The 20287-nt window shown below is 40.9% G+C and carries 21 protein-coding genes, 4 tRNA genes and 1 pseudogene; 13 read left to right on the top strand and 13 right to left on the bottom strand.

What is annotated here, in order from left to right:
• Positions 1 to 256 precede the first annotated feature (256 nt).
• Positions 257 to 1672 carry an isochorismate synthase gene (locus V7K15_RS14040; RefSeq protein ID WP_334906103.1) on the bottom strand — a complete coding sequence of 472 codons (1416 nt, stop codon included), beginning with the start codon at positions 1670 to 1672 and terminating at the stop codon, positions 257 to 259.
• 308 nt (positions 1673 to 1980) lie between these two features.
• Here V7K15_RS14040 and menA point away from each other — a divergent pair, with 308 nt between their 5' ends.
• Genes menA through V7K15_RS14025 form a run of 3 tightly spaced genes read left to right on the top strand, consistent with a single transcriptional unit; the run spans position 1981 to position 5307 of the window.
• Complete coding sequence (gene menA, locus V7K15_RS14035) at positions 1981 to 2877, top strand: 2-carboxy-1,4-naphthoquinone phytyltransferase (RefSeq protein WP_334906102.1); 897 nt, start codon at positions 1981 to 1983, stop codon at positions 2875 to 2877.
• 13 nt (positions 2878 to 2890) lie between these two features.
• Positions 2891 to 3940: an o-succinylbenzoate synthase gene (locus V7K15_RS14030; protein ID WP_334906101.1), complete on the top strand. Its 1050-nt coding sequence runs from the start codon at positions 2891 to 2893 to the stop codon at positions 3938 to 3940.
• Positions 3925 to 5307, top strand: coding sequence for a 2-succinylbenzoate--CoA ligase (locus V7K15_RS14025; RefSeq protein ID WP_334906100.1), 1383 nt, complete (start codon positions 3925 to 3927; stop codon positions 5305 to 5307). The genes V7K15_RS14030 and V7K15_RS14025 overlap by 16 nt, the downstream gene beginning before the upstream one ends.
• On the opposite strand, the gene V7K15_RS14020 is transcribed toward V7K15_RS14025, so the two are convergent.
• The 3 genes from V7K15_RS14020 to V7K15_RS14010 are packed head-to-tail and all read right to left on the bottom strand — an operon-like array spanning position 5300 to position 6510.
• On the bottom strand, positions 5300 to 5746 hold the full coding sequence (locus V7K15_RS14020; protein ID WP_334906099.1) for an acyl-CoA thioesterase: 447 nt from the start codon (positions 5744 to 5746) through the stop codon (positions 5300 to 5302). The genes V7K15_RS14025 and V7K15_RS14020 overlap by 8 nt on opposite strands.
• A 42-nt stretch (positions 5747 to 5788) precedes the next feature.
• Positions 5789 to 6247, bottom strand: a complete 459-nt coding sequence (locus tag V7K15_RS14015; RefSeq protein WP_334906098.1) for a type II toxin-antitoxin system VapC family toxin — start codon at positions 6245 to 6247, stop codon at positions 5789 to 5791.
• On the bottom strand, positions 6244 to 6510 hold the full coding sequence (locus tag V7K15_RS14010; protein WP_334906097.1) for a FitA-like ribbon-helix-helix domain-containing protein: 267 nt from the start codon (positions 6508 to 6510) through the stop codon (positions 6244 to 6246). Before V7K15_RS14010 ends, V7K15_RS14015 begins: the two co-directional genes overlap by 4 nt.
• Positions 6511 to 6779: 269 nt before the next feature.
• Here V7K15_RS14010 and V7K15_RS14005 point away from each other — a divergent pair, with 269 nt between their 5' ends.
• Complete coding sequence (locus tag V7K15_RS14005) at positions 6780 to 7043, top strand: type II toxin-antitoxin system HigB family toxin (RefSeq protein WP_334906096.1); 264 nt, start codon at positions 6780 to 6782, stop codon at positions 7041 to 7043.
• Positions 7044 to 7181: 138 nt separating this feature from the next.
• Complete coding sequence (locus V7K15_RS14000) at positions 7182 to 7613, top strand: helix-turn-helix domain-containing protein (protein WP_334906095.1); 432 nt, start codon at positions 7182 to 7184, stop codon at positions 7611 to 7613.
• A gap of 41 nt (positions 7614 to 7654) precedes the next feature.
• Here V7K15_RS14000 and V7K15_RS13995 read toward each other — a convergent pair whose 3' ends face one another.
• The 6 genes from V7K15_RS13995 to V7K15_RS13970 all read right to left on the bottom strand — a co-directional run bounded on the left by V7K15_RS13995 (position 7655) and on the right by V7K15_RS13970 (position 11804).
• Positions 7655 to 7972, bottom strand: coding sequence for a type II toxin-antitoxin system VapC family toxin (locus tag V7K15_RS13995; protein WP_334906094.1), 318 nt, complete (start codon positions 7970 to 7972; stop codon positions 7655 to 7657).
• Positions 7969 to 8235, bottom strand: a complete 267-nt coding sequence (locus tag V7K15_RS13990; RefSeq protein WP_334906093.1) for a FitA-like ribbon-helix-helix domain-containing protein — start codon at positions 8233 to 8235, stop codon at positions 7969 to 7971. Before V7K15_RS13990 ends, V7K15_RS13995 begins: the two co-directional genes overlap by 4 nt.
• 222 nt (positions 8236 to 8457) lie before the next feature.
• The gene (locus V7K15_RS13985) at positions 8458 to 9228 is read right to left on the bottom strand and encodes a hypothetical protein (protein WP_334906092.1); all 771 of its coding nucleotides are present in this window, start codon (positions 9226 to 9228) and stop codon (positions 8458 to 8460) included.
• Complete coding sequence (locus tag V7K15_RS13980) at positions 9195 to 10475, bottom strand: DEAD/DEAH box helicase family protein (protein ID WP_334906091.1); 1281 nt, start codon at positions 10473 to 10475, stop codon at positions 9195 to 9197. The genes V7K15_RS13985 and V7K15_RS13980 overlap by 34 nt, the downstream gene beginning before the upstream one ends.
• Positions 10476 to 10688: 213 nt before the next feature.
• A tRNA-Ser gene (locus V7K15_RS13975) sits at positions 10689 to 10773 on the bottom strand.
• 101 nt (positions 10774 to 10874) lie between these two features.
• The gene (locus tag V7K15_RS13970; RefSeq protein WP_334906090.1) at positions 10875 to 11804 is read right to left on the bottom strand and encodes a TIGR04168 family protein; all 930 of its coding nucleotides are present in this window, start codon (positions 11802 to 11804) and stop codon (positions 10875 to 10877) included.
• A gap of 149 nt (positions 11805 to 11953) precedes the next feature.
• Here V7K15_RS13970 and nadA point away from each other — a divergent pair, with 149 nt between their 5' ends.
• From nadA to V7K15_RS13950, 4 genes are all read left to right on the top strand, one after another.
• Positions 11954 to 12928, top strand: a complete 975-nt coding sequence (gene nadA / locus V7K15_RS13965; protein ID WP_334906089.1) for a quinolinate synthase NadA — start codon at positions 11954 to 11956, stop codon at positions 12926 to 12928.
• Between the two features lie 124 nt (positions 12929 to 13052).
• Positions 13053 to 13138, top strand: a tRNA-Tyr gene (locus V7K15_RS13960).
• A gap of 87 nt (positions 13139 to 13225) precedes the next feature.
• A tRNA-Thr gene (locus V7K15_RS13955) sits at positions 13226 to 13297 on the top strand.
• 210 nt (positions 13298 to 13507) lie between these two features.
• On the top strand, positions 13508 to 14674 hold the full coding sequence (locus tag V7K15_RS13950) for an Arm DNA-binding domain-containing protein (protein WP_334906088.1): 1167 nt from the start codon (positions 13508 to 13510) through the stop codon (positions 14672 to 14674).
• 32 nt (positions 14675 to 14706) lie between these two features.
• On the opposite strand, the gene V7K15_RS13945 is transcribed toward V7K15_RS13950, so the two are convergent.
• Both V7K15_RS13945 and V7K15_RS13940 read right to left on the bottom strand, forming a co-directional pair.
• On the bottom strand, positions 14707 to 15405 hold the full coding sequence (locus tag V7K15_RS13945; protein WP_334906152.1) for a group I intron-associated PD-(D/E)XK endonuclease: 699 nt from the start codon (positions 15403 to 15405) through the stop codon (positions 14707 to 14709).
• Positions 15406 to 15474: 69 nt separating this feature from the next.
• Positions 15475 to 15547, bottom strand: a tRNA-Arg gene (locus V7K15_RS13940).
• Between the two features lie 360 nt (positions 15548 to 15907).
• Here V7K15_RS13940 and V7K15_RS13935 point away from each other — a divergent pair.
• The 3 genes from V7K15_RS13935 (at position 15908) to V7K15_RS13925 (ending at position 18580) form a co-directional block, all read left to right on the top strand.
• Positions 15908 to 16567, top strand: coding sequence for an Npun_F0813 family protein (locus tag V7K15_RS13935; RefSeq protein ID WP_334906087.1), 660 nt, complete (start codon positions 15908 to 15910; stop codon positions 16565 to 16567).
• Between the two features lie 141 nt (positions 16568 to 16708).
• Entirely contained in the window at positions 16709 to 17560 is an 852-nt protein-coding gene (locus V7K15_RS13930) for a hypothetical protein (RefSeq protein WP_334906086.1), read from the top strand.
• Positions 17561 to 17581: 21 nt separating this feature from the next.
• On the top strand, positions 17582 to 18580 hold the full coding sequence (locus V7K15_RS13925; protein WP_334906085.1) for a transposase: 999 nt from the start codon (positions 17582 to 17584) through the stop codon (positions 18578 to 18580).
• A gap of 73 nt (positions 18581 to 18653) precedes the next feature.
• On the opposite strand, the gene V7K15_RS13920 is transcribed toward V7K15_RS13925, so the two are convergent.
• The gene (locus V7K15_RS13920) at positions 18654 to 19595 is read right to left on the bottom strand and encodes an ADP-ribosylglycohydrolase family protein (protein ID WP_334906084.1); all 942 of its coding nucleotides are present in this window, start codon (positions 19593 to 19595) and stop codon (positions 18654 to 18656) included.
• Positions 19596 to 19795: 200 nt separating this feature from the next.
• Between V7K15_RS13920 and V7K15_RS13915 the strand changes: the two are divergent.
• Positions 19796 to 20214 (top strand): annotated as a pseudogene (locus V7K15_RS13915) (hypothetical protein); the annotation flags it as partial.
• Between the last annotated feature and the right edge of the window lie 73 nt (positions 20215 to 20287).

Raw genomic sequence — 20287 nt, 5'->3', positions numbered from 1 at the left:
TAAATAAGCCTCATCGCCCTTTATCCTTGTTGATAGTTGTCAATTAACACGACATTTGTCGTCGTTCCTCACGAGATATACAACGCGGTAAGGAAAAAAAAGTAAACATCTTATTTGTCGTCAATCGCCTGGATTTCAAGTATTACCCAAGCGAATCAAACAACCAAGTCAGCACTATAACAAATAGCTGCACGTAACCTAAGCAAATTTTAGTGATTGAGTGTTGCAAAATCATCGGTGGCTGAAAAATTAGCCATTAAACTAATGCCTTCAGTAAAGCCTGAAGCTTAAGTTGCACCTCTGCAAACTCTTTGTCAGGATCAGAGCCAGCTACGATCCCAGCACCAGCATACAATCTTGCGCGATCGCCATCAATTAATGCTGAACGAATTCCCACAATAAACTCGCAGTTACCCTCAGAATCTATCCAACCCAGAGGCGCAGCATACAAACCCCTTTCAAAGCTTTCATAACGACGAATTTCGGCACAAGCAACATCTCGTGATGCACCTGCAACGGCTGGTGTAGGATGCAATTGTGCAACAATCTTTAATGGATGTATGTTAGTAGGAACTGTAGCACTTATTGGTGTCCATAAATGCTGGATGTTAGATAATTGTCGCAGGCGGGGTGCTAATATTTGGGGGAATAAACCTAACTGGGATAAGCGTTGTGTAATGAAATCAAGTACCAGCGAATGTTCGTGCTTTTCTTTTTCACTATTGAGTAAGCGATTGGCATTAGCTGCATCTTCAGCAGGAGTTTTACCTCGTGGTGCAGAACCAGCTAAAGCATCAGTAATCAACTGTTGATTATTAATACTAATTAATCTTTCTGGACTTGCACCAATAAAGTTTTGTCCTTTGCCATTACTTATAGAAAAAATATAACAGTTAGGATGTATTTGCCTAAGATTATTTAAGGATTTAACTAAGTTAAACTGATTTCTTGATTTGACATCTAATATATCTGCTAATACAATCTTACTTAAATGACGAGAGCGAATTTTTTCCAAAGCAGATACTACTGAACCTTTAAATTGAGCAGCATTAATGACGGATTTTTGGGATAACTTTGCTGGAAAATAATCAATATTAACAGAGTAATATTCTAAAGATTGGAGAAATTCAATTTTGTTTTGTACATTTTCCAACAACCTTTCAATATTTACATTTGCATTGATAATTATATTTGTTACTAATATACAGCGCTGATTTTTTACAGCTACTTGCCAACGTGGAAGAAAGATGGTAGCAGATGGAAATGGATAATCTAGTTGGGTATTTTTATCAAAAAAACTGAAATAACAAAAAAAGTGAGGCCCAGAAAAAGGTAGGTTAGCGTTACCAAAATTAATTATTTTTTTTAGGCAAGATTTGATAAAATATTCTGCTTGAGTAAAACGGTCTGCGCCATCAATCTGTAATTTTGCTACAGCATCAATTGCCGCGATCGCTTCTCCTTTACCTTTGTCCTCAAAGTAAAAATTTATTTCATTTGCTTGTGTAAGTTTATCCAATACAAGTAAAGGGTCAACTAAATCGATCTCCTGAGAGATACTGACAATTTGCCTGCAATTATTTTTGACGCACTTTTCTTGCACTGCTACCAAAAATTGATATAAATCTTTGTGGTCTACAAAGAGGTTGCTACGACATGGTGAAACTGTCATGGATCTATAGTAAATTTTTTTTAAGTTAACTTCCTAAAGTGTAATTAATCGTGGTCGTATTTCTACAGGTAACATATTAAGTTGTCATTTCACCAGCGTAGAATTTGTCTTGTTTGTGGTGTTCATAGACCCTAACAAGCCAGTTCCAGCCTTGGGCTGTAACCGTGAGGGTGGAGTGTTAACAATGTAAGATTAACGAGCCACAGTAAAAGTGGCAGTTGTTTTTAGCTGATGAATATCTAGCGTCTCTTTACATCGTAAAATCTCAAGTGTGAGTAATATTCCGGCAATTTAATTAATCACAACTGATGACTACCAAGCAGATTTTATATCCCAACACTAAGTTATGGATGGCAGCGATTAAACCGCCAATGTACAGCGTTGCCATTATGCCCATTTGGGTAGGAACAGCAGTAGCATTTGCCGAAACTAAAATTTTTAATGGTGTAGTATTTTCTACTTTTGTAACTGCGGCAATCTTAATTCTTGCCTGGGAAAATATCACTAATGATGTCTTTGATTCCGAAACAGGTATTGATCAAAACAAGCACCATTCTTTGGTGAACTTAACAGGCAATAAGCCATTAATATTTTGGATAGGAAATTTGTGTTTAAGTTTGGGGTTGCTGGGCATAGTAGCGATCGCCTTTTGGCAACAAGACTTAACTGTTATCGGTATAATTTTGCTCTGCTGCGGTTTAGGTTATATGTACCAAGGGCCTCCCTTTCGCTTAGGATATCAGGGTTTAGGCGAGATTCTTTGCTTTTTTGCCTTTGGCCCCTTAGCAGTGGAGGCAGCATATTACAGCCAAACCCAAACTTCGTCAATGACAAGTTTAGCAGCTTCAGTGATTGTTGGGATTGCCACAACCTTAATTTTGTTTTGCTCACACTTTCACCAAGTTAAGGATGACATAGCCGCAGGCAAGCGATCGCCTATCGTCCGTCTAGGAACCCAAAAGGGTGCCCAACTCCTAGTTTGGTTTACTGGTAGCATTTATCCTCTCACCTTGCTGTTTGTGCTGTGGGGAATTTCTCCACTGTGGACAATGCTGAGTTGGGTGAGTTTACCCTTTGCGGTCAAATTATGCCGCCACGTCCAAGAAAATCACAACCAGCCGGACAAAGTTAGTAACTGTAAATTCATCGCCGTAGCCGTGCATTTCTGGGCTTGCTTACTGTTCGGTTTGGGATTTATGCTTTAGCAATTACTAATTGATGCGTTATCAATTTAAATTTCGTCCTTATCAGCGAAGATTTTTGCGATCGCTGACTACCAATCATGGTAAATGGGATATTCGTGAGGGCATTATCCTCCGTCTCACCGATGAATCAGGTAAAGTCGGCTGGGGAGAAATCGCGCCCATTAGCTGGTTTGGTTCCGAAACCCTAGAACAAGCCTTAGACTTTTGTTGCCAACTCTCAGGAGAAATCACAGACGAGATAATTTTCTCCATCCCAGATGAGTTACCGGCTTGTCAATTTGGCTTTGAGTCAGCGCAGGAGATGGGGAGAGACGCGATTAATCGCGTCTGTACTAAGGAGTGGGGAGTGGGGAGTGGGAACTGGAGGAATGAATTCTTTTCAATGCCCAATGCCCGATGCCCAATGCCCGATGCCCAATCTTTCAGTGCCTTATTACCAGCTGGGGAAGCGGCTTTAAATCAATGGGAAACCCTATGGCAGCAGGGATATCGGACGTTTAAGTGGAAAATTGGTGTGTATGCGATCGCTGATGAACTAGAAATTTTTGAGTCACTGATACACACCTTACCAGCTTCTACCAAACTGCGATTAGATGCCAACGGTGGACTTAGCTATGAGGAAGCTAACTTATGGCTGGGGACTTGCGACAATCTCAAGGTAAATGGAGAAATACCGCTAGAAATTGAATTTATCGAACAACCGCTACCCGTTGAGCAATTTCAGCAGATGTTGGAATTGAGTATGAGTTATGAAACTGCGATCGCTTTAGATGAATCTGTCGCCACACTTAGGCAACTCGCCGCCTGTCATCAACAAGGTTGGCGAGGAATTTTTGTGATTAAGCCTGGGATAGTCGGATCACCATCTCGTCTGAGAAATTTTTGCCAACAGCATAAAATTGATACTGTATTTTCATCAGTATTTGAAACTGCGATCGCAAGACAAGTAGCACTCCAGCTAGCAGCCGAATTATCCCAAAACAACAGAGCAATTGGTTTTGGTATCGACCATTTTTTTGAACAAGAAGATACGTGGCTTCAAAGTTTATGGAACGACCTTTAGACTATCTTAATAACCTAGCTCAAAATGATTGGCTTATCGGTTACAATAGCCATCAATTTAATCAAATAGCTCAAGAATTGTATTTAGAACTAACACAGATATCAGCGTATGGAACACCACCAAAAATCATCTTAGGTGAACGCGAACCATTACGATTTTTAGCAAGTTTTATTGCTGCTTGTGCAGCTAATTGTCCAGTTTTTTTGTGTAACCCCGACTGGGGAACACAAGAATTGCAACAAGTCTTTGATTTAGTACAGCCAGACATTATTTTGGGCATGGGGCATGGGGCATGGGGAATGGGGAATGGGAATAATACCCAATGCCCAATTCTCAATAGCATCATGATTCCCACAGGTGGTTCATCGGGGCAGATAAAATTCGTCATCCAGACTTGGGAAACTCTCATAGCATCTGTAAAAGGATTTACCGAATACTTTCAACTAAAGCAAGTTAATTCCTTTTGTGTATTACCGCTATATCACGTTAGCGGTTTAATGCAATTTATGCGCTCTTTCACTACTGGAGGTAAACTAGCTATTCAAGCATTTAAAGCAGTAGAATCTAATCAAATATTGAATATTAAACAATCAGAATTTTTCATATCTTTAGTACCGACACAGTTACAACGGCTCCTACAAAATCCAGAATTAATTGAATGGCTATCCCAATTTAATACTGTACTTTTGGGAGGTGCGCCAGCATGGAACGAACTACTAGAAAAAGCCAGATTTCATCGCATCCGGTTAGCACCTACCTATGGCATGACAGAAACCGCGTCTCAAATTGCCACCCTCAAACCAGATGATTTTCTCAGCGGTAAAATTAGCAGTGGTCAAATTCTTCCCCATGCAAAAGTAACTATTCGCAATCAGCAAGGCGAAATTTTAAATCCCAATCAAATCGGAAATATCACCATTCATGCTCAATCTTTATCTCTTGGTTATTATCCGATAACCAAAGAAAATCAAACTGATTTTCAAGTAGATGATTTGGGCTTTTTAGACGACCAAAATCATTTAAATATTGTCGGACGTAACAGCGACAAAATTATTACAGGTGGAGAAAATATTTACCCAGCAGAGATTGAATCAGCTATACAAGCAACTCAAATGGTTGCTGATATTTGTGTCATCGGCATCCCAGATAAACACTGGGGACAAGCCTTAACAGCAATTTACATTCCCAAACAATCAGATACCTCTACCTTAAAAATCCAAACCCAACTCAAAGACAAACTTAGCAAATTTAAAATCCCAAAATATTGGATTCCCCAGCAAAACTTATTCCGTAACTCACAAGGTAAAATTAACCGCCAACAGTTACAGCAAATAGCGATAGAATTCCTCCAAAATCGGATCACATAATCTCTCTAGACCTTCTTCTCTCTACGCTCTCTGCGTCTCTGTGGTTCGTTTCCAACCACAGAATAATCTCATCAGGTAATTCTTGCTTACTTCTACTACTTGCATCAATACAAACATGGCGAGTAATAGCCTTAGCAACTATCACCTCAGCCACAGTAATTTCATAAGTAATTTCAAACTTATCAACACCTATTTTTTGTGGTATTAAACTAATCAGCAACTTGTCCCCAACAAACATAGGTTGCAAAAAATCAACATTAGCATGAACAATGGGAAACCCCACAGACGGATTAGTAAAAAAATCTTTGATATTAATACTTGATGCCTCTAAAGATTCTTCATAAGCTTCATGGCAAATATTCAAAACATTCGCAAAATAAACTACCCCAGCAGCATCAGTATCTTGAAAGCGAACCGTGCGGTTATAAGTAAAAGACATTTTTGATAATTGAATTACGAATTACGAATTACGAATTAGCAATTATGTTGACTCCAACGGCGGAACCTCGAAGTCATTAAACGAGGAAACATTGTAAGACGAAGCTGCTAGAGCTTTCACCAGCTTACCGTCGAGAGTCAGCAAAGTAGCATTAACCTGCTGGGAAAGCGCAACATAAGAGCCATCATAGGCGGAGATTCCATAATTTAATGCGATCGCAACTGCATCCGCCATCAAGTCAGCTGTGGAGACGACACGCAAGGGCAAAGCTTTGAGGGTGGCTAAATCTGTTTGAACCTCAGCAGCAGTGTACATTCTTGCACGGACGTACTTCAATAAGCCGTTAGCACACTCAATGTAAAAGAGGTCTGGAACAAATATTTCCGTCTGTGGATTGGCAAAATGGTCGAAAAGTTGATTAACTTTGGGAGTTAGTGGATCAGCAATAAAATACTTGATACACACACTGGTATCTAACACGCATCTGAGATGATTGGTCATCTGTCGCGGTCTTCTCGAATCAGTTCAGTACTATCAGGTAATCCGAAGTCTGCTGGATTCACACGGCGACGCTGGCGGCTTTCTTCTAAAACTTTAAGTATATTCTGTCGTTTCTGGTCTTCTATTTCCTGTGCTTCAGTCTTTAAAACTTGTTCTAACAGAGTTATAACTTGGGCGTTAATGGAACGGTGTTCAGATGCTGCTAAATTTTGCAGTTTTGCATACAAATCATCGGGTAAATTTCTTACATAAAGGGTGGCCATCGCTTTACCTCGAAGCAGGATTTATCTTGATGCTAGCACAATGCAAGCAAAAAAGGGAGCGATCGCCTTTGGTTTGTGAATGCGATCGCTTTTTCCATTGCACCGATTCGCAAAGTAAAAATACTCACAAGTCAAACTACTTGTACTTTACTTCGCAATTTGCTAAGATTGTCTTAACCTTATTATTAAGGTTTTCAATTTTTTTGGATTATACAACAGAAGGAAAAGCTCATGTATCTCATCAAAAATAAAGGACAACCTTATAATATATGCGGATTATTACAGAAACCAGACTTAATAAAGCTTGTGAAAAGCACCCCGATGCTGAACCTAGCATACGAGCCTGGAAGAAGCTTGTAAAAGCGCAAGACTGGAATAGTTTTACTGATGTCAAAGCTACTTGTATTTTTGCGCCTGACCAAGTAAAAAACTTCGTCATTTTTGATATTGGAGGGAATAAATATAGGCTAATAACCTGCATTAACTATAAAATCAAAGTTATATATATTCGTGAGTTTCTTACTCATGCATAATACGATAGAGACAACTGCAAGAATGACGAATGGTTTGATAGCAACCCCTAATTAGAAGCTATCAATTAGCTAAAACTAAGATTTGTAAGACACCAATCTTAGTCATAATAATTAAGCAACTAATCCTATAATGAAGAAATGTTATATCATCACACTAGTTACACAGAATTACTTACATATTTCCCCCCTCGCCCCATAAAAAATGAAGAAGATTTAGAAAAAACTCAAGCAGTTGTCGATAGTATACTTGATAAAAGGGAACTAAGTGAGTCAGAAGAAGACTATTTAAATTTACTGGGAATTTTGATTTATGAATACGAATCAAAACAGGATTTGGTTCCAGATATTTATGGAGTAGAACTTCTCAAAGTTTTAATTGCGGAATTGAATCTTAAACAAAAGGATTTAGTTCCTATTTTTAAAACGGAGTCAATTGTTTCTGATGTGCTAAAAGGCAAGCGTAAATTAACGGTTGAACACATTCAAAAGCTTGCAGAATTTTTCAATCTTTCACCTGCTGTATTCTTCCCAGAGAATCCATTAGACAGAGATTTTTTAGAAGTAGCTTAGTCGCTAGGGCTAGTAATAAATTAGACTTGTTCATTCATCCTCTAAGCGGAGATTCCATAATTTAAGGCGATCGCAACTGCATCCGCCATCAAGTCAGCCGTAGAGACAACACGCAAAGGGAAGTTTTTGAGAGTTGCTAAATCTGCTGGCACATCAGCAACAGCATAAAGTCTGGCGCGGACATACTTCCAAATGATGTTGCCACACTCAATGTAAAACAGGTCTGGGACAAAGATCGCAGTTTGAGGATTTGCAAGATGAGCAAACAGTTGATTAACTTTCGGAGTTAGTGGATCGTCTGGTATAAATTGCTTAATAGCTACACTTGCGTCTACAACACACCTGAGAGGGATAGTCATCTGTCTCGGTCTTCTCGGATTAACGCAGTACTATCAGGCCATTCGCCATCAGTCTGGCGACTCTCACGGCGAAGGCGGATTTCCTCTAGAAGTTTTGGGACATTTTTTCGCCTTTCGTCTTCCGTTTGCTGTGTTTCCGTCTTCAAAGCTAGCTCTAACAGAGTTATAACTTGGGCGTTAATGGAACGGTGTTCAGATGCCGCTAAATCTTGCAGCTTTGCATACAAATTATCGGGTAGATTTCTTACATCAAGGGTAGCCATCACTTTACCTCCAAGCAGGATTTATCTTTATGCTAGCACGATGCAAGCATAGGGAGAGAGGGAGGAAACAAGAGGGAGCGATCGCCTATAGTCTGAGTTACCCTTTAACAAATTCCTATACATTTTGGATAACTTGGCTTCTGAGATTTCTATAATTCTCTATGTATCTTAAAATTATAAAAGATAACAGTCGTGCAACATTTCTGTGAGTAAGCATAACCATCAGTGTGAATCCTGATCGAGTGATTTGCCAATCAGACTGTAAATTTCTCGTAATTGCTCAGAGTCTAAAGCTTGAATTAGCTGCTCTGCGGCTTTCTTGGAGTTATGACGAGCTATATTAAGCCGTAATCCGCCTTTTAAAGTAGCAGATGGTGCTTTTTCTAGCCAGTCTTTGGCTACTTTTCGTCCCTTCTCTGTTATTTGATAATAGCCACGTTTGTTACTTGGTAATGCTTCAATCCAACCCAGGTCATACCAGCGTTTCCGCCAACGGTCTGCTTTGCTGAGTGCAAGGCGCAATACTTCCCTAATTTTTCCTACATTGATTGGCTGATTATCTGGACAAGCTTGAACTACCTGAGAAAACCTTTGTAAATACCCTTTTAAATTTGCCTCTTGCTTGAGTGGTAATTTTTGTATTTCAAAAGTATTTTCATTAGCTAATTCCAATTCATTAATAATTTTGTCAATATCTGATGATTCATAACCCAATCCAAAAGGTGGCTGTGTTTTGCACAATTCCTCATAGCTTTTGAAAGGCTTTCCACGCTCATCAACAAGTTGCTGATAACCATTGTATTCCTTCATCAAGTCACGCCATGCTTTTAACTGTTGAGCATTAAACACGGCATCATGTAGAACTGCTTGTATCTCTAATTTGACAGCAATTGCCCAAGGTCGTGAACCAGGTGGTGCTGTTAGATCACCAGCATTTCCTAAAGTTTTTATGTGAGCTTTTAATCTGTCACTGGATAGTTCTTTTGTAGCCATGCCCAAACTTTCCTCAATTCTTCTAGTGCCATTTCCTTGCGATACTTGCCAAAGTAATTGAAAATTTCACCATTGAGTAATTTGGGTTCTTTTCCATTCTTAATTCCATATCTGCGGACATAATTCTCAATTTTTTCACGCATAATATTTAATTCTTCACTTGGAGTTAAAGATTCTCGTGGAAAATTTTCTATATTAATAATCTCTTTCTGTTCTAACCTTAAATTGCACGTTTCTAGAATCTGTCCCGTTTCATCAATCCACTCAGCCTCTCCATCTCCCCACTCAAAATGAAGAGGAACTATAGCACGTTCTCTAAGAGCTTGACTACGTGTATATTCCAGAACTATTGTATTCTCAGTGTTAGACAGATTAGGGGTAACACCAGCAGGAGTTTGTTTGTAAGGCATAAAAGCAATTTGCTGGCAATCTCCACGCACATGAGTTCCTGTTACGAGAATTAGTAAAACTGCTTGATCTACCAAAGGTTGTAAGAATCGATGCCAAACTCCCCCCTCTTTAACATGATGAAACTCATCCAACACGAGAATGTAGCGCTTACGCCGAAACTCTTGAGCATGAAGATCGGGGTTAGCTGCTATTGCTTGGTAGGTTGCTACATAGCCTGACATTCCCTTACATGGGTTAGGCTCATTATTATTCGCCATCACTCTGTGTTGATGCGCTAAGTGTTGTTTAAAAAAAGCATCATCAAAATTTTCTTCTCCTTGCTTTTGTAAATTTAGTTTTGGGACTATCCAACATATTGCATCAGCAATACTTCCATATAAGCCTCGCTGAAAAGGCTGATTTGGAATTAGTTGCGCGGCACCAATTACTGGAATTAAGCTTTTACCACCTCCTGGTGTAACCAACATGAGAATTTTTTTGATAGGCTGCCCTGCCTTGATAAGTTTACATATCTCTAGAAACTCGGCTTGGTGTTTTCTTAGATTTATTTGCTGACTTAGATTTAGCTGCTGATGGGAAGGTTCTGAAAATAAGTTGAGTTGCTTGGCAGTTGTCATTTTTCTATTCTCTTGTGCGGTTTTTGTGTAATGGCATTGAGGACATAATCCCTGCATTTCATGAACATTAGTTCGGTGAGTTTCTGCCCACCGAACAATATGATCTGCATGCCAATTTGAAGGCATATCGCACCCGCACAGTTGACACTTTCCATCAGCCGCATACCAGAGGCTGGCGCGTAGTCGTTTCGACCGGAGGAAACGACTCTCTTTTACCATCTAAAAATTCCTCCAGTAGTTAACTTATATAGGCTATAATAGTACAAATGTTCTGCAAATGTTTCTATTCTGAGCCAGTTACTTCTGAAAAGTCCAATTAGGGGACGATTACCAACTAGCTGATAATTTAGCAGAATATTGCTCAGTATGTTTACTGTGCAATCAATATTTCAGATATTACTGAGCAAGGAAGAATTTACTTTTAACTTCCAACGGAGAGGGGGAGATTCGAACTCCCGGAGGTTTTAGCCTCATCCGATTTCAAGTCGGACGCAATCGACCACTCTGCCACCTCTCCAGTAAATCTGTCAAACTTATGCTCTACCCTACTTTCAGACGTTATTCAGGCGCTTTTGTTGGTTAGCACTAAAGCTGACAGATAATACTATATCGTATCATCTACGCAGATTGCACTACTGGATGCGATCGCTCGTACAAAATTTCCTCCTCCGCCACCTGGAAGTCATTGCCAACCCAAACTAGGGAAACTTGCGAAACCACACCTGCCTCTAGGGTGACAATGGAAAAATTACGCAACTTCTCGCTGTCATTTTCCACAATCCTCGGCACAGTGGCTGCATTCAAGTAAATTATCCCCTCTGGACTTCTAAAGATGGGCTTGCGCTGCACCTTTTTGGTATGGCGTAAATCTCGGTGCATGTGACCAAATGTCACTAGAGGAATGGTTTTACCAGCAGTCATGGCTTGAGAAATCGCTTCGCCAAAATCTGGATCACCAAAATCGCCGCCAATTGGGTGCCAGTCTTTCCCACATGGGTCTTCGGGGCGATCGCCTAGCCCACTAGGCCCATTGTGACCCAAAAATATAATCGTCTCGTAAGCGGCGCTTTTAACTGCTTTCACAATGCGATCGGCAGATTCTTCCAAACTTGTCACACCGTAACGTTCTTTACAGATTTCCGCGAATTTCCACTCTGGGCCACCCCAGGTAAAGGGACGACCCCCCACTACAGTTAAATTCCAAGCGGGAAAATCTAGCTTACCGTAACCGACATGGGACGCGCCTAATAAATCGAGTTGTTCCTGTACCCAGTCTTCCTTAGAGCGGTCATAAGGAGCCTTTTTGCGTCCCCATTCGGTGGCGGTGTACCAGGCATCGTGGTTGCCCATCACGGCTGCTTTGGGAATATCGAGGGAGGCGATCGCTCTCACCACTTCCACCGATTCATTGCCAAAATCCCCGACAAACAGCGCTAAGTCAACACCCAGATGCTTGAGTGCAATACCATCTTCCACTTCCCATTGGTCGTGAACATCTCCAATTACAGCAATTTTGAGGTTTATCGATTGAGTTTTCTGACTGGTCATGCCACTTTCCTTGCCGTCTATCTCCAGGATATGAAACTCAGCCCGATTTGGACACAACCCCAAAATATCAACCGTCCACTATTTTTGGTAAAAACTACTATAATTGATTCCACAGGACATAAATTTGCAACTTAAAGCACCCCCTAACTGTGTTTACCACTGCACTAGCTCAACGAGAAAAAACCCAACTGGGTGAACTACCACTAGATTTGTTTGCCGCCATTGAGAGTCTCAAAAAAGAACTCAACGCAGTTATCCTGGCACACTATTATCAAGAGCCAGATATTCAGGATATTGCCGACTTTATTGGGGATTCATTACAACTGGCGAAAGCCGCCGAAAAAACCAATGCGGATGTGATCGTTTTTGCTGGTGTTCACTTCATGGCAGAAACAGCAAAGATACTTAATCCTGATAAATTAGTACTTTTACCAGATTTGAATGCTGGTTGTTCTTTAGCCGACAGTTGTCCACCAGAGGCGTTTGCAGCTTTTAAAGCAGCGCATCCAAATCATCTCGTGGTGTCTTACATCAACTGCTCTGCTGATATTAAGGCGATGAGCGATATTATTTGTACTAGTTCCAACGCTGTAAAGATTGTACAGCAGATACCGAAGGAACAGCCGATTATTTTTGCTCCAGATCGGAATTTGGGTCGGTATGTGATGGAACAAACTGGACGAGATTTGGTGCTATGGCAAGGTAGCTGTGTTGTCCATGAAACCTTTTCGGAAAAGAAAATTGTCCAGTTAAAAATTGCCCATCCCGAAGCAGAGGCGATCGCACACCCAGAATGTGAAAGTAGTGTATTGCGCCACGCCAGCTTTATTGGCTCCACAGCCGCCCTACTCAAGTATTGTCAAAATAGCCCCACTAAAGAATTTATCGTTGCTACGGAGCCGGGAATCATTCACCAAATGCAAAAGCTAGCTCCTGACAAGCATTTTATTCCTGCCCCGCCGATGAATAATTGCGCTTGTAACGAATGTCCGTTTATGCGGTTAAACACGCTAGAAAAGCTCTACTGGGCAATGAAAAATCGTACTCCCGAAATTACCATGTCAGAGGATATCCGCCTTGCTGCACTGCGACCAATGCAACGAATGCTGGAGATGAGCGTGTAACTAGTATTTTTTATCTAGATGGTAGAGACGCAGTTTTGTGGCGATCTCTACCCACAAGTTATTTTTTCTAAGCACTTGCTATTTATAAAACATGGTGCTAAGATTTTGAATCGTGAGACAAATCGGGTCGGTGTCCGAGTGGTTAATGGAGACGGACTGTAAATCCGTTGGCTAGCGCCTACGCTGGTTCAAATCCAGCCCGGCCCACCACTTGCGAAGTTATAGGTTATAATGACTGGGTAAAGAGCAAAGCTCCCAGCATTGTAACTTACAACTAAAAAATCGAAGTTATATTTTGCCCGTGTGGCTCAGTGGTAGAGCACACCCTTGGTAAGGGTGAGGTCACGAGTTCAATCCTCGTCACGGGCTTTTAAAATTTATAAAATAATCAACATAAGATTAAGGGTTTCAGCCTTTTTAAAGAATCTTGATGTTGAAAAGCTAGCTCTTTTACTTGCATTTATGACTATTTTGACTATGATTTGGCTATGCAGGACAGAATTTTGGCTATGAGCTTGTTTTTTGACTATGATTTGACTATGATTCTTATAGAGTAAATTATTTTCATAGTCAAAATGAATGGACAGAACACAAAAAGCGTCTAAAGGATCAGTAAGTGTTGAATCATTTCAAAGTCGATTACGTCTGAGACTTCCAAGGCAACTTTACGAGGGTACACAAAAGTATCTGACGCTGAATTTAGCTGATACACCAGAAAATCGTCAGCTAGCAGAACAAAAAGCACATCAGATAGAGTTAGACATTGCATCTGGTAGCTTCGATGAAACACTAGTTAAGTACAAGCCACAGAGACATTTATCTATAGTTACTCCTGGCGAACAGCAGAAGGTATTAACAATTTCAGACCTATGGCATAGGTACATTGATTACAAACGTCAATCTCTAAAACCTAGAACACTGGATAAACTGGCTGTACTAGAAAAACATATTAAACGCTGTCCATATCAAAATTTGGATGAAGGTATCAAAATCAGACTTGCATTGTTGCAAGAAACAACTACCTCACAAGCTAAAGATGTACTCATGTATCTTTCAGCAGCTTGTAAATGGGGAATGAAATATGGTTTAGTAACTTTTAATCCTTTTGAAGGGATGTATAACGAGCTTCCCAAGCATAAATGGCAGGATAATTCACAACCTAACGCCTTTAGTGAAGAAGAAAAAGAAAAAATAATTCAGGCTTTTAAAAATCACAAACCATCTAAAGGTATAGGCTACAGTTATTACTCACCATTTGTGGAGTTTTTGTTTTTAACAGGATGCCGACCATCAGAAGCTATCGGTCTGGAATGGAAGCATATTACACCTGATTGTTCTCAAATTACCTTTGAAGGCGCATTAGTTCAGGTGGGAAATGGTGAAAGGGTGAGGGTTAATGGCTCTAAGAACAATAAAAAGCGGGTTTTTAACTGTAACCAACGACTACAAGAATTAATTTTAAAAATCAAACCAGAACATCTTGAGCCGGAATCTTTAATATTTCCATCACCAGAAGGATTATCAATACATTACAGAAACTTCTCACGTCGAGCTTGGGATAAAATTGTAGACCCATTAGTAGAACGTCAAACCACACCATATTCGTGTCGTGATACTTTCATATCTGAGCAAATTGCAAAAGGTGTTCCTACTGCTGTAGTTGCAAAATGGTGCGATAATTCGGTGGATGTTATAGAACAAAAATATCTTGATGCTAAACTTTTAGAGCAACTTAAACCGCTTTAGTATATTCACTGTTCATGAACTCATATCCTTACTCAAGATATTACACGAGTTAAATCTTCGTCATGGGTTGTTAACTGTTCTTCTACTTTTCCATAAGCTTTCTTCACCCAATACCCTCTAGGTGGCTTTTCTAACCCATAAGCCTTACACCACTTTTCCACAGCCTTGTCAGACACGCCAAAATCTCTCCCAATTTGTGCTGTTGGCTTTTCCCAAACTAGTTTTTCTAGTTCTTCTTTTGATGGTCTTTCAACTTTTCTGGTATGAATTCTAGAGTCTGGGTTAACCTTTCTGGTTGTTAAATCAACGCCAAACTCCTTGTAGGTTCGCTTAGACGCTGCTTCAGTAAAATTTGTAAAATCTTCCCACCAGTAAAACGGTGTAGCTGAATTAGGTATCTGGGTAGTTATGTAGCAACCATTAAAGTTAATTGATGGATAAACAACTTTATCTATATCAGGCAGATAAATAGCATAAAAGTCAAAGTCATTTACTTTGTACTTCTTTTGGTGAGTAGCATTTTTATCTACCCAAATAGTTTTATTTACTACCCTGTTGTCTCCCGCGTATTTAGCTTGTATTTTGTAAAATTTATCGTCTTTGTAAGCAACAAAATCAAAAGGTAAATGCTCACAAACAACTGGCGTGAAGACTAAATACCCTTTAAGAGTTAGATCGGCGATCGCTTTTGTAGCGGCAATATCACCTTTGTTCTTGGTATGATGCAGCAATAACGAACCCTCAATCAATTACATCATCATATCACTTCACAGTGCTTGAGGGTTCATATTGAGTTAAAACGAGCGCGGCAGGGTTTGAACCTGCGACCGATTGCTTAGAAGGCAATTGCTCTATCCACTGAGCTACGCGCCCAAAACAAAATAATGGCTCCCAAAGGAGTCACCTACATTATTATATCGTTCTCACCTACCAAGAAGCAATCGAAAATTGCAGATTTACCACTAGCAAGGCTAAGATGCTAGTCGCTAGTTAGTCAATCTACACCGAAAACGAAACAGATGGGATATTGGTTTAGATATAATATTGTGTTTTCAAGGGGTTATTTGCCCGTTAGCGCCAACGCCCTCTGGGCGGCTACCTTCGGGAAGTATTTGGCGATCGCAAGGTTCATTTCCACAGTAAGCTAGGTAATTTCAACCTTGGCGATGCTGCCAAATGCCATTATATATTCCATATTAAGAGTGCCCCTGTGAGGAGTTATTTGCTAGTGCCATGTTTATTCTCAAACGGCAGGATGTTGAAATATCAAGCATTCAGCACCCAAAAAAGGATCAGCAGGTGCCGATTCTCAGTTATCAAGGGCAGACTTTTCGCTTGATTAGTATCTTCAAAGCTAGTCAAGAGGAAGAAGCTAAAGCCTTATGGAGAGAATTAACGGATAACCGGGGTAAAGCCTGTGTTTTACTGGAGGAACCGGAACGCTTTAGCGTCTGGGGTAAAATCCGTTTAGAGCATCTGGGTAATGACACAGGTGGTCATGGGAAAACAGGAATTTTAATCCAAGCCAGTATTTTGCTGTTGCAAGGTGTTTATCTCGACATTGAAGACTTTTTAGGTGCTAAACAAGCGGCATTATTTGAGAAAGATATTGCCGAAGTATTACAGCAGAAGCAATTTCCCCAAGTATCTTCCCTAGAAGCGGTTAAATATTTGGTATCTACGAATCCTTTGCCGAGTGCCAAAATGCCTAACTGGCAAGAAAATCATGTAGTTATCCTGTTACAAGAACTGCACCGACTAGGAAAGGCATATTTTGGCAATGCTAATTTTACCAAACAAGTGATTTATAAGTTAGAAGATATGCCAGAAGCAGAGCGATCGCTGTTTGTCAGTTGGCTAAATCAATCGCCACTGGGTAAACTATGGCAGTAGCATGGAAATTTTTAATCAAAGTTCCTGCCACTGGCACTTGCTTTTAATGTCAGATTGTGTATTACTTGGCAGACAATCTACTAGCCACACAGTCTTTTAACTCAAAATACTGCCAGAGTGCATCTACATAAGTCTTGCCCTATGAATAACTCTTACGAGAATTCGTTCCTTTCTAAATCAATTTTCACCACTCAGAACATTGTCTTAGCTAATATTGGCTGGGGCGTACTGGCACTGTTATACTTTTTGTTATTTAGTGCCAAAGTTCCCGGAGCAGATGGCATAGAAAGCCGCGCCGAGTGGTATGTGATTGGCACAAACATTTTTGAAGCTTTAGCTTATTTGAGTGCCAGTATCTTATGCTTGAGGAACTGGCTAAGTCCGCAAATCGTCAGTGGACGGAATGTTTGGCTCTTAATTAGCTTAGGTATGCTTTCCTATTTCATTGGAGGGATAATTTTTGGCTATACCGAAATAGTTTTAAAAGATGAACCGGATGTGTCTTTAGGGGATATATTTTTTGTACTGACTTATCTATTACTTGGCGCAGGCATGATTTTAGCTGTGGCTTCCAGGCGAATCAACCTGGAAAAATGGCAGTGGCTAATTGTGTTAGCAATTGCAGTGTTCGGTAGTTTTTTGGCATGGTGGATTTCTATGCAACAGGAAACACCCTCAGTATTGCTAATCGCTATTTTGAACTGGTTTTACGTAGTTAGCGATGTGGTTTTGTTAATTATTGCTACCATTTTGCTGTTAGCCTTTTGGGGGGGAAGAGTTTCCCAATCCTGGCGAATGATTGCAGCAGCGGCCTTTTCGCTCTACATTGCAGATATGTGGTTTAAATACGCCCAAGGCCCCAATTATCAAAGTGGGGAGATATTAGAAGTGTTTTGGGTGTTTAGTGGAGTGTTATTTGGCATGGGCGCTGTCTTAGAATATGACGCATCACTAAGACGAACGCGGCGTACCGGCGGACGAAAACGAGCTTAGTAAAGATTTTTGGTATCTACCGTGAGAAAATTAACAGACCCTGACAAGCAAGAAATTCTGAAGTTATATCGAGAGACTGCCGAAACAACCTCAACTTTGGCAGACCGCTATGGTGTGAGTAACTCGACAATTAGTCGCCTGCTCAAAAGTACTTTGCCAGAAGATGAGTATGAATACTTAGTCTCTTTAAAACGGGCTGCGAGAACTCCTGAAGGAAGGGCGCAGGTAAGTTACGAGCAGTTACCCCTGCTGAGTGAACCAGAGCCGGAGATAGAAGTTCCACCCACCCAAAGCCAACCCTTGGAAGTGCCAAAGGTTGAGCCACAGAGGCGTCGGGTAATTCATGTAGAGCAGGAACTTTACTCAGACGAAACGGCGGAATCAATCGCCGCTAGTAGACGGGTGCGGCGACGCCCCTCGGCGTCGGAAAAACCGAAGCTGCGAGTCACAGAGAAATTAGAAACTCCAGAGCCAAAGCCACTGGAAATAGTCAGCATCCCCATCCCCGCCCTAAAGGATGAACATCCAGCAGCGGCCGTCCTCGCGCACCTGCTGGGCGAAGATTTGCTGGATGAATCAGAGGATTTGGACGATTTAGAAGATGATGATTTAGAAGATGACGACTTTGAGGAAGAAGACTTTGATGATGATGACCTGGATGAGCAAAGACCTTTAGTCACAAAACGCAGACCAGGTGAAGCATCAGTTCAAGTTTTACCTCTGTCGGTAGCGAATTTGCCCAAAACTTGCTATTTGGTAATTGACCGTTCCTCAGAATTAATTACGCGACCTCTGAAGGACTTTGGTGACTTGGGGCAAATTCCTAGCCTCGAAACCCAGCAAAAAACTTTGCCGGTCTTTGATAACCATCGCGTCGCCAAGCGTTTTTCTACCAAGCGCGATCGCGTGATTAAAGTTCCTGATAGTAAAATGCTCCATAAGGCTCGCACTCATCTGCAAGCTAAGGGCATCACGCGACTGTTGATTGATGGTCAGGTCTATTCTTTGTCTACACTTTGAGATTGGGCATGGGGCATTGGGCATGGGGCATTGGTTATTCCCTTGTTTCCCCACTCCCTACTCCCCACTCCCTTCAACTATAAACAGCCCTTGCAAAACGCTCTGCCAAATAGATAATGTCCTGCCTACGAGCAATTTGGTTCATCCATTTTTGAGGAATATTTTCTACACCATAATAAATTCCCGCTAACCCACCAGTGACGGCGGCGGTAGTATCAGTATCTCCGCCTAAGTTGACAGCTTTCAGTACTGCTTCAGAATAAGACGAGCTATTTAATAAACACCACAGGGATGATTCTAAGGTATCAATCACATAGCCACCAGAATTAATCTCTTCTACTGGTAACTTGGCAATCTCACCACTGAAAATTCTGCCAAAATGCGGCTTCTCTAACAAAAATTCCCTAACAGAATAAATTTGTTGGATATCCTGCAATGCTTGTAAATAAGCTGTTTGCAGGTCAGCCCCTTCCAAGAGCGCCACTGCAATACTAATATAAATCCCGCAGGCCATCTGCGATCGCGCATGAGCATGCGTAATCGCCGAAACATCATGCACCCGCGCCAGCAATTCAGCTAAAGTTAAGTTTCTGTGACAATAAGCTATCGGCAAGATTCTCATCAACGAACCATTGCCATTACTATTTTCAACCTTCCCACCCGCCTGATGGGGAACAACTCCCTGTTTCAGGCGCATAATTGCTGTATGGGTAGTTTGACCAATATCAAAGACATCGCCACGGGGAGTCCAGTAAGCCTCCTTGTACCAGCGCCAAAAGGAATTGGCTATAGCATCCAACGAATACCCCCGACAAAGACATTCTGCCAAGCAAAAGCTTAACGAACTGTCATCTGACCAAGTTCCTGGTGGTTGATTCCATGTACCATAACCCAACATCGTTGTCACTGGAGATTTCACTCGTTCAGCGCGGCTAGTAAACTCCACTGGCACACCCAATGCATCACCGACACATAAACCCATCAAACCAGATAACGTTTTTGCAGCGGTTAGCATTATTCAATCTCCACAATAATTGCTCAAAATTAACTTTATAGATTTCCTCTATAGCTTGTTGCAACAGATGCTACAGCCTACTCTTTCATTCTGTGTGAAAAGCTTGGCAAAATTGTTAATCATGTATTTTATTTCCCATCTCTCGACTTAGTTTTAGTTAGAAATATTGTGCCAGCTTTAAAAGTGTCTGCGACTTTTTTACTGATACTAGTTATGTTAGTGCTGGCGTTATCAGTGGCAGACAAGGCATCAACGATAATGCTACATTTGGTGGTAATGTCACAGGTAGGATGAAATTGGGAAATACGCCATTTTCTGCACGCGCTAATGTCCTCTGGAGTGATAACACGAGTGCCATTCTCGCTGAAATTTGCGTGGATGTGCCCATCGCTAATAGAACTCATGCTTATTTAACCGTTGGTTATTCTTTTGTAGAAAAAATGGCTCACTAATTCCTATAGGTAACAGAGATCCAGTAGTTTTAGGTACTGGTATTGAATCAGAAGTTGCTAACAACTTGCTCGTCTATACTAATGCCAAAGTCGGACTTAGTGCCTACCAAAATACCGATGCTTCTGCTGTTAGCATTAATGGTGGTATTGGCGATCGCTTCAAATAAAAAATTATTCAGTCCTCAGTCATTCTATACTTTACTTAAGTACTCAGGACTCAACATTTCTTCACTCACCACA

Source organism: Nostoc sp. (genome assembly GCF_036919815.1).
Taxonomy (GTDB): Bacteria; Cyanobacteriota; Cyanobacteriia; order Cyanobacteriales; family Nostocaceae; genus Nostoc.
Note: the sequence above shows the minus strand (reverse complement) of the source record. Positions and strands in the feature narration are given on the sequence as shown.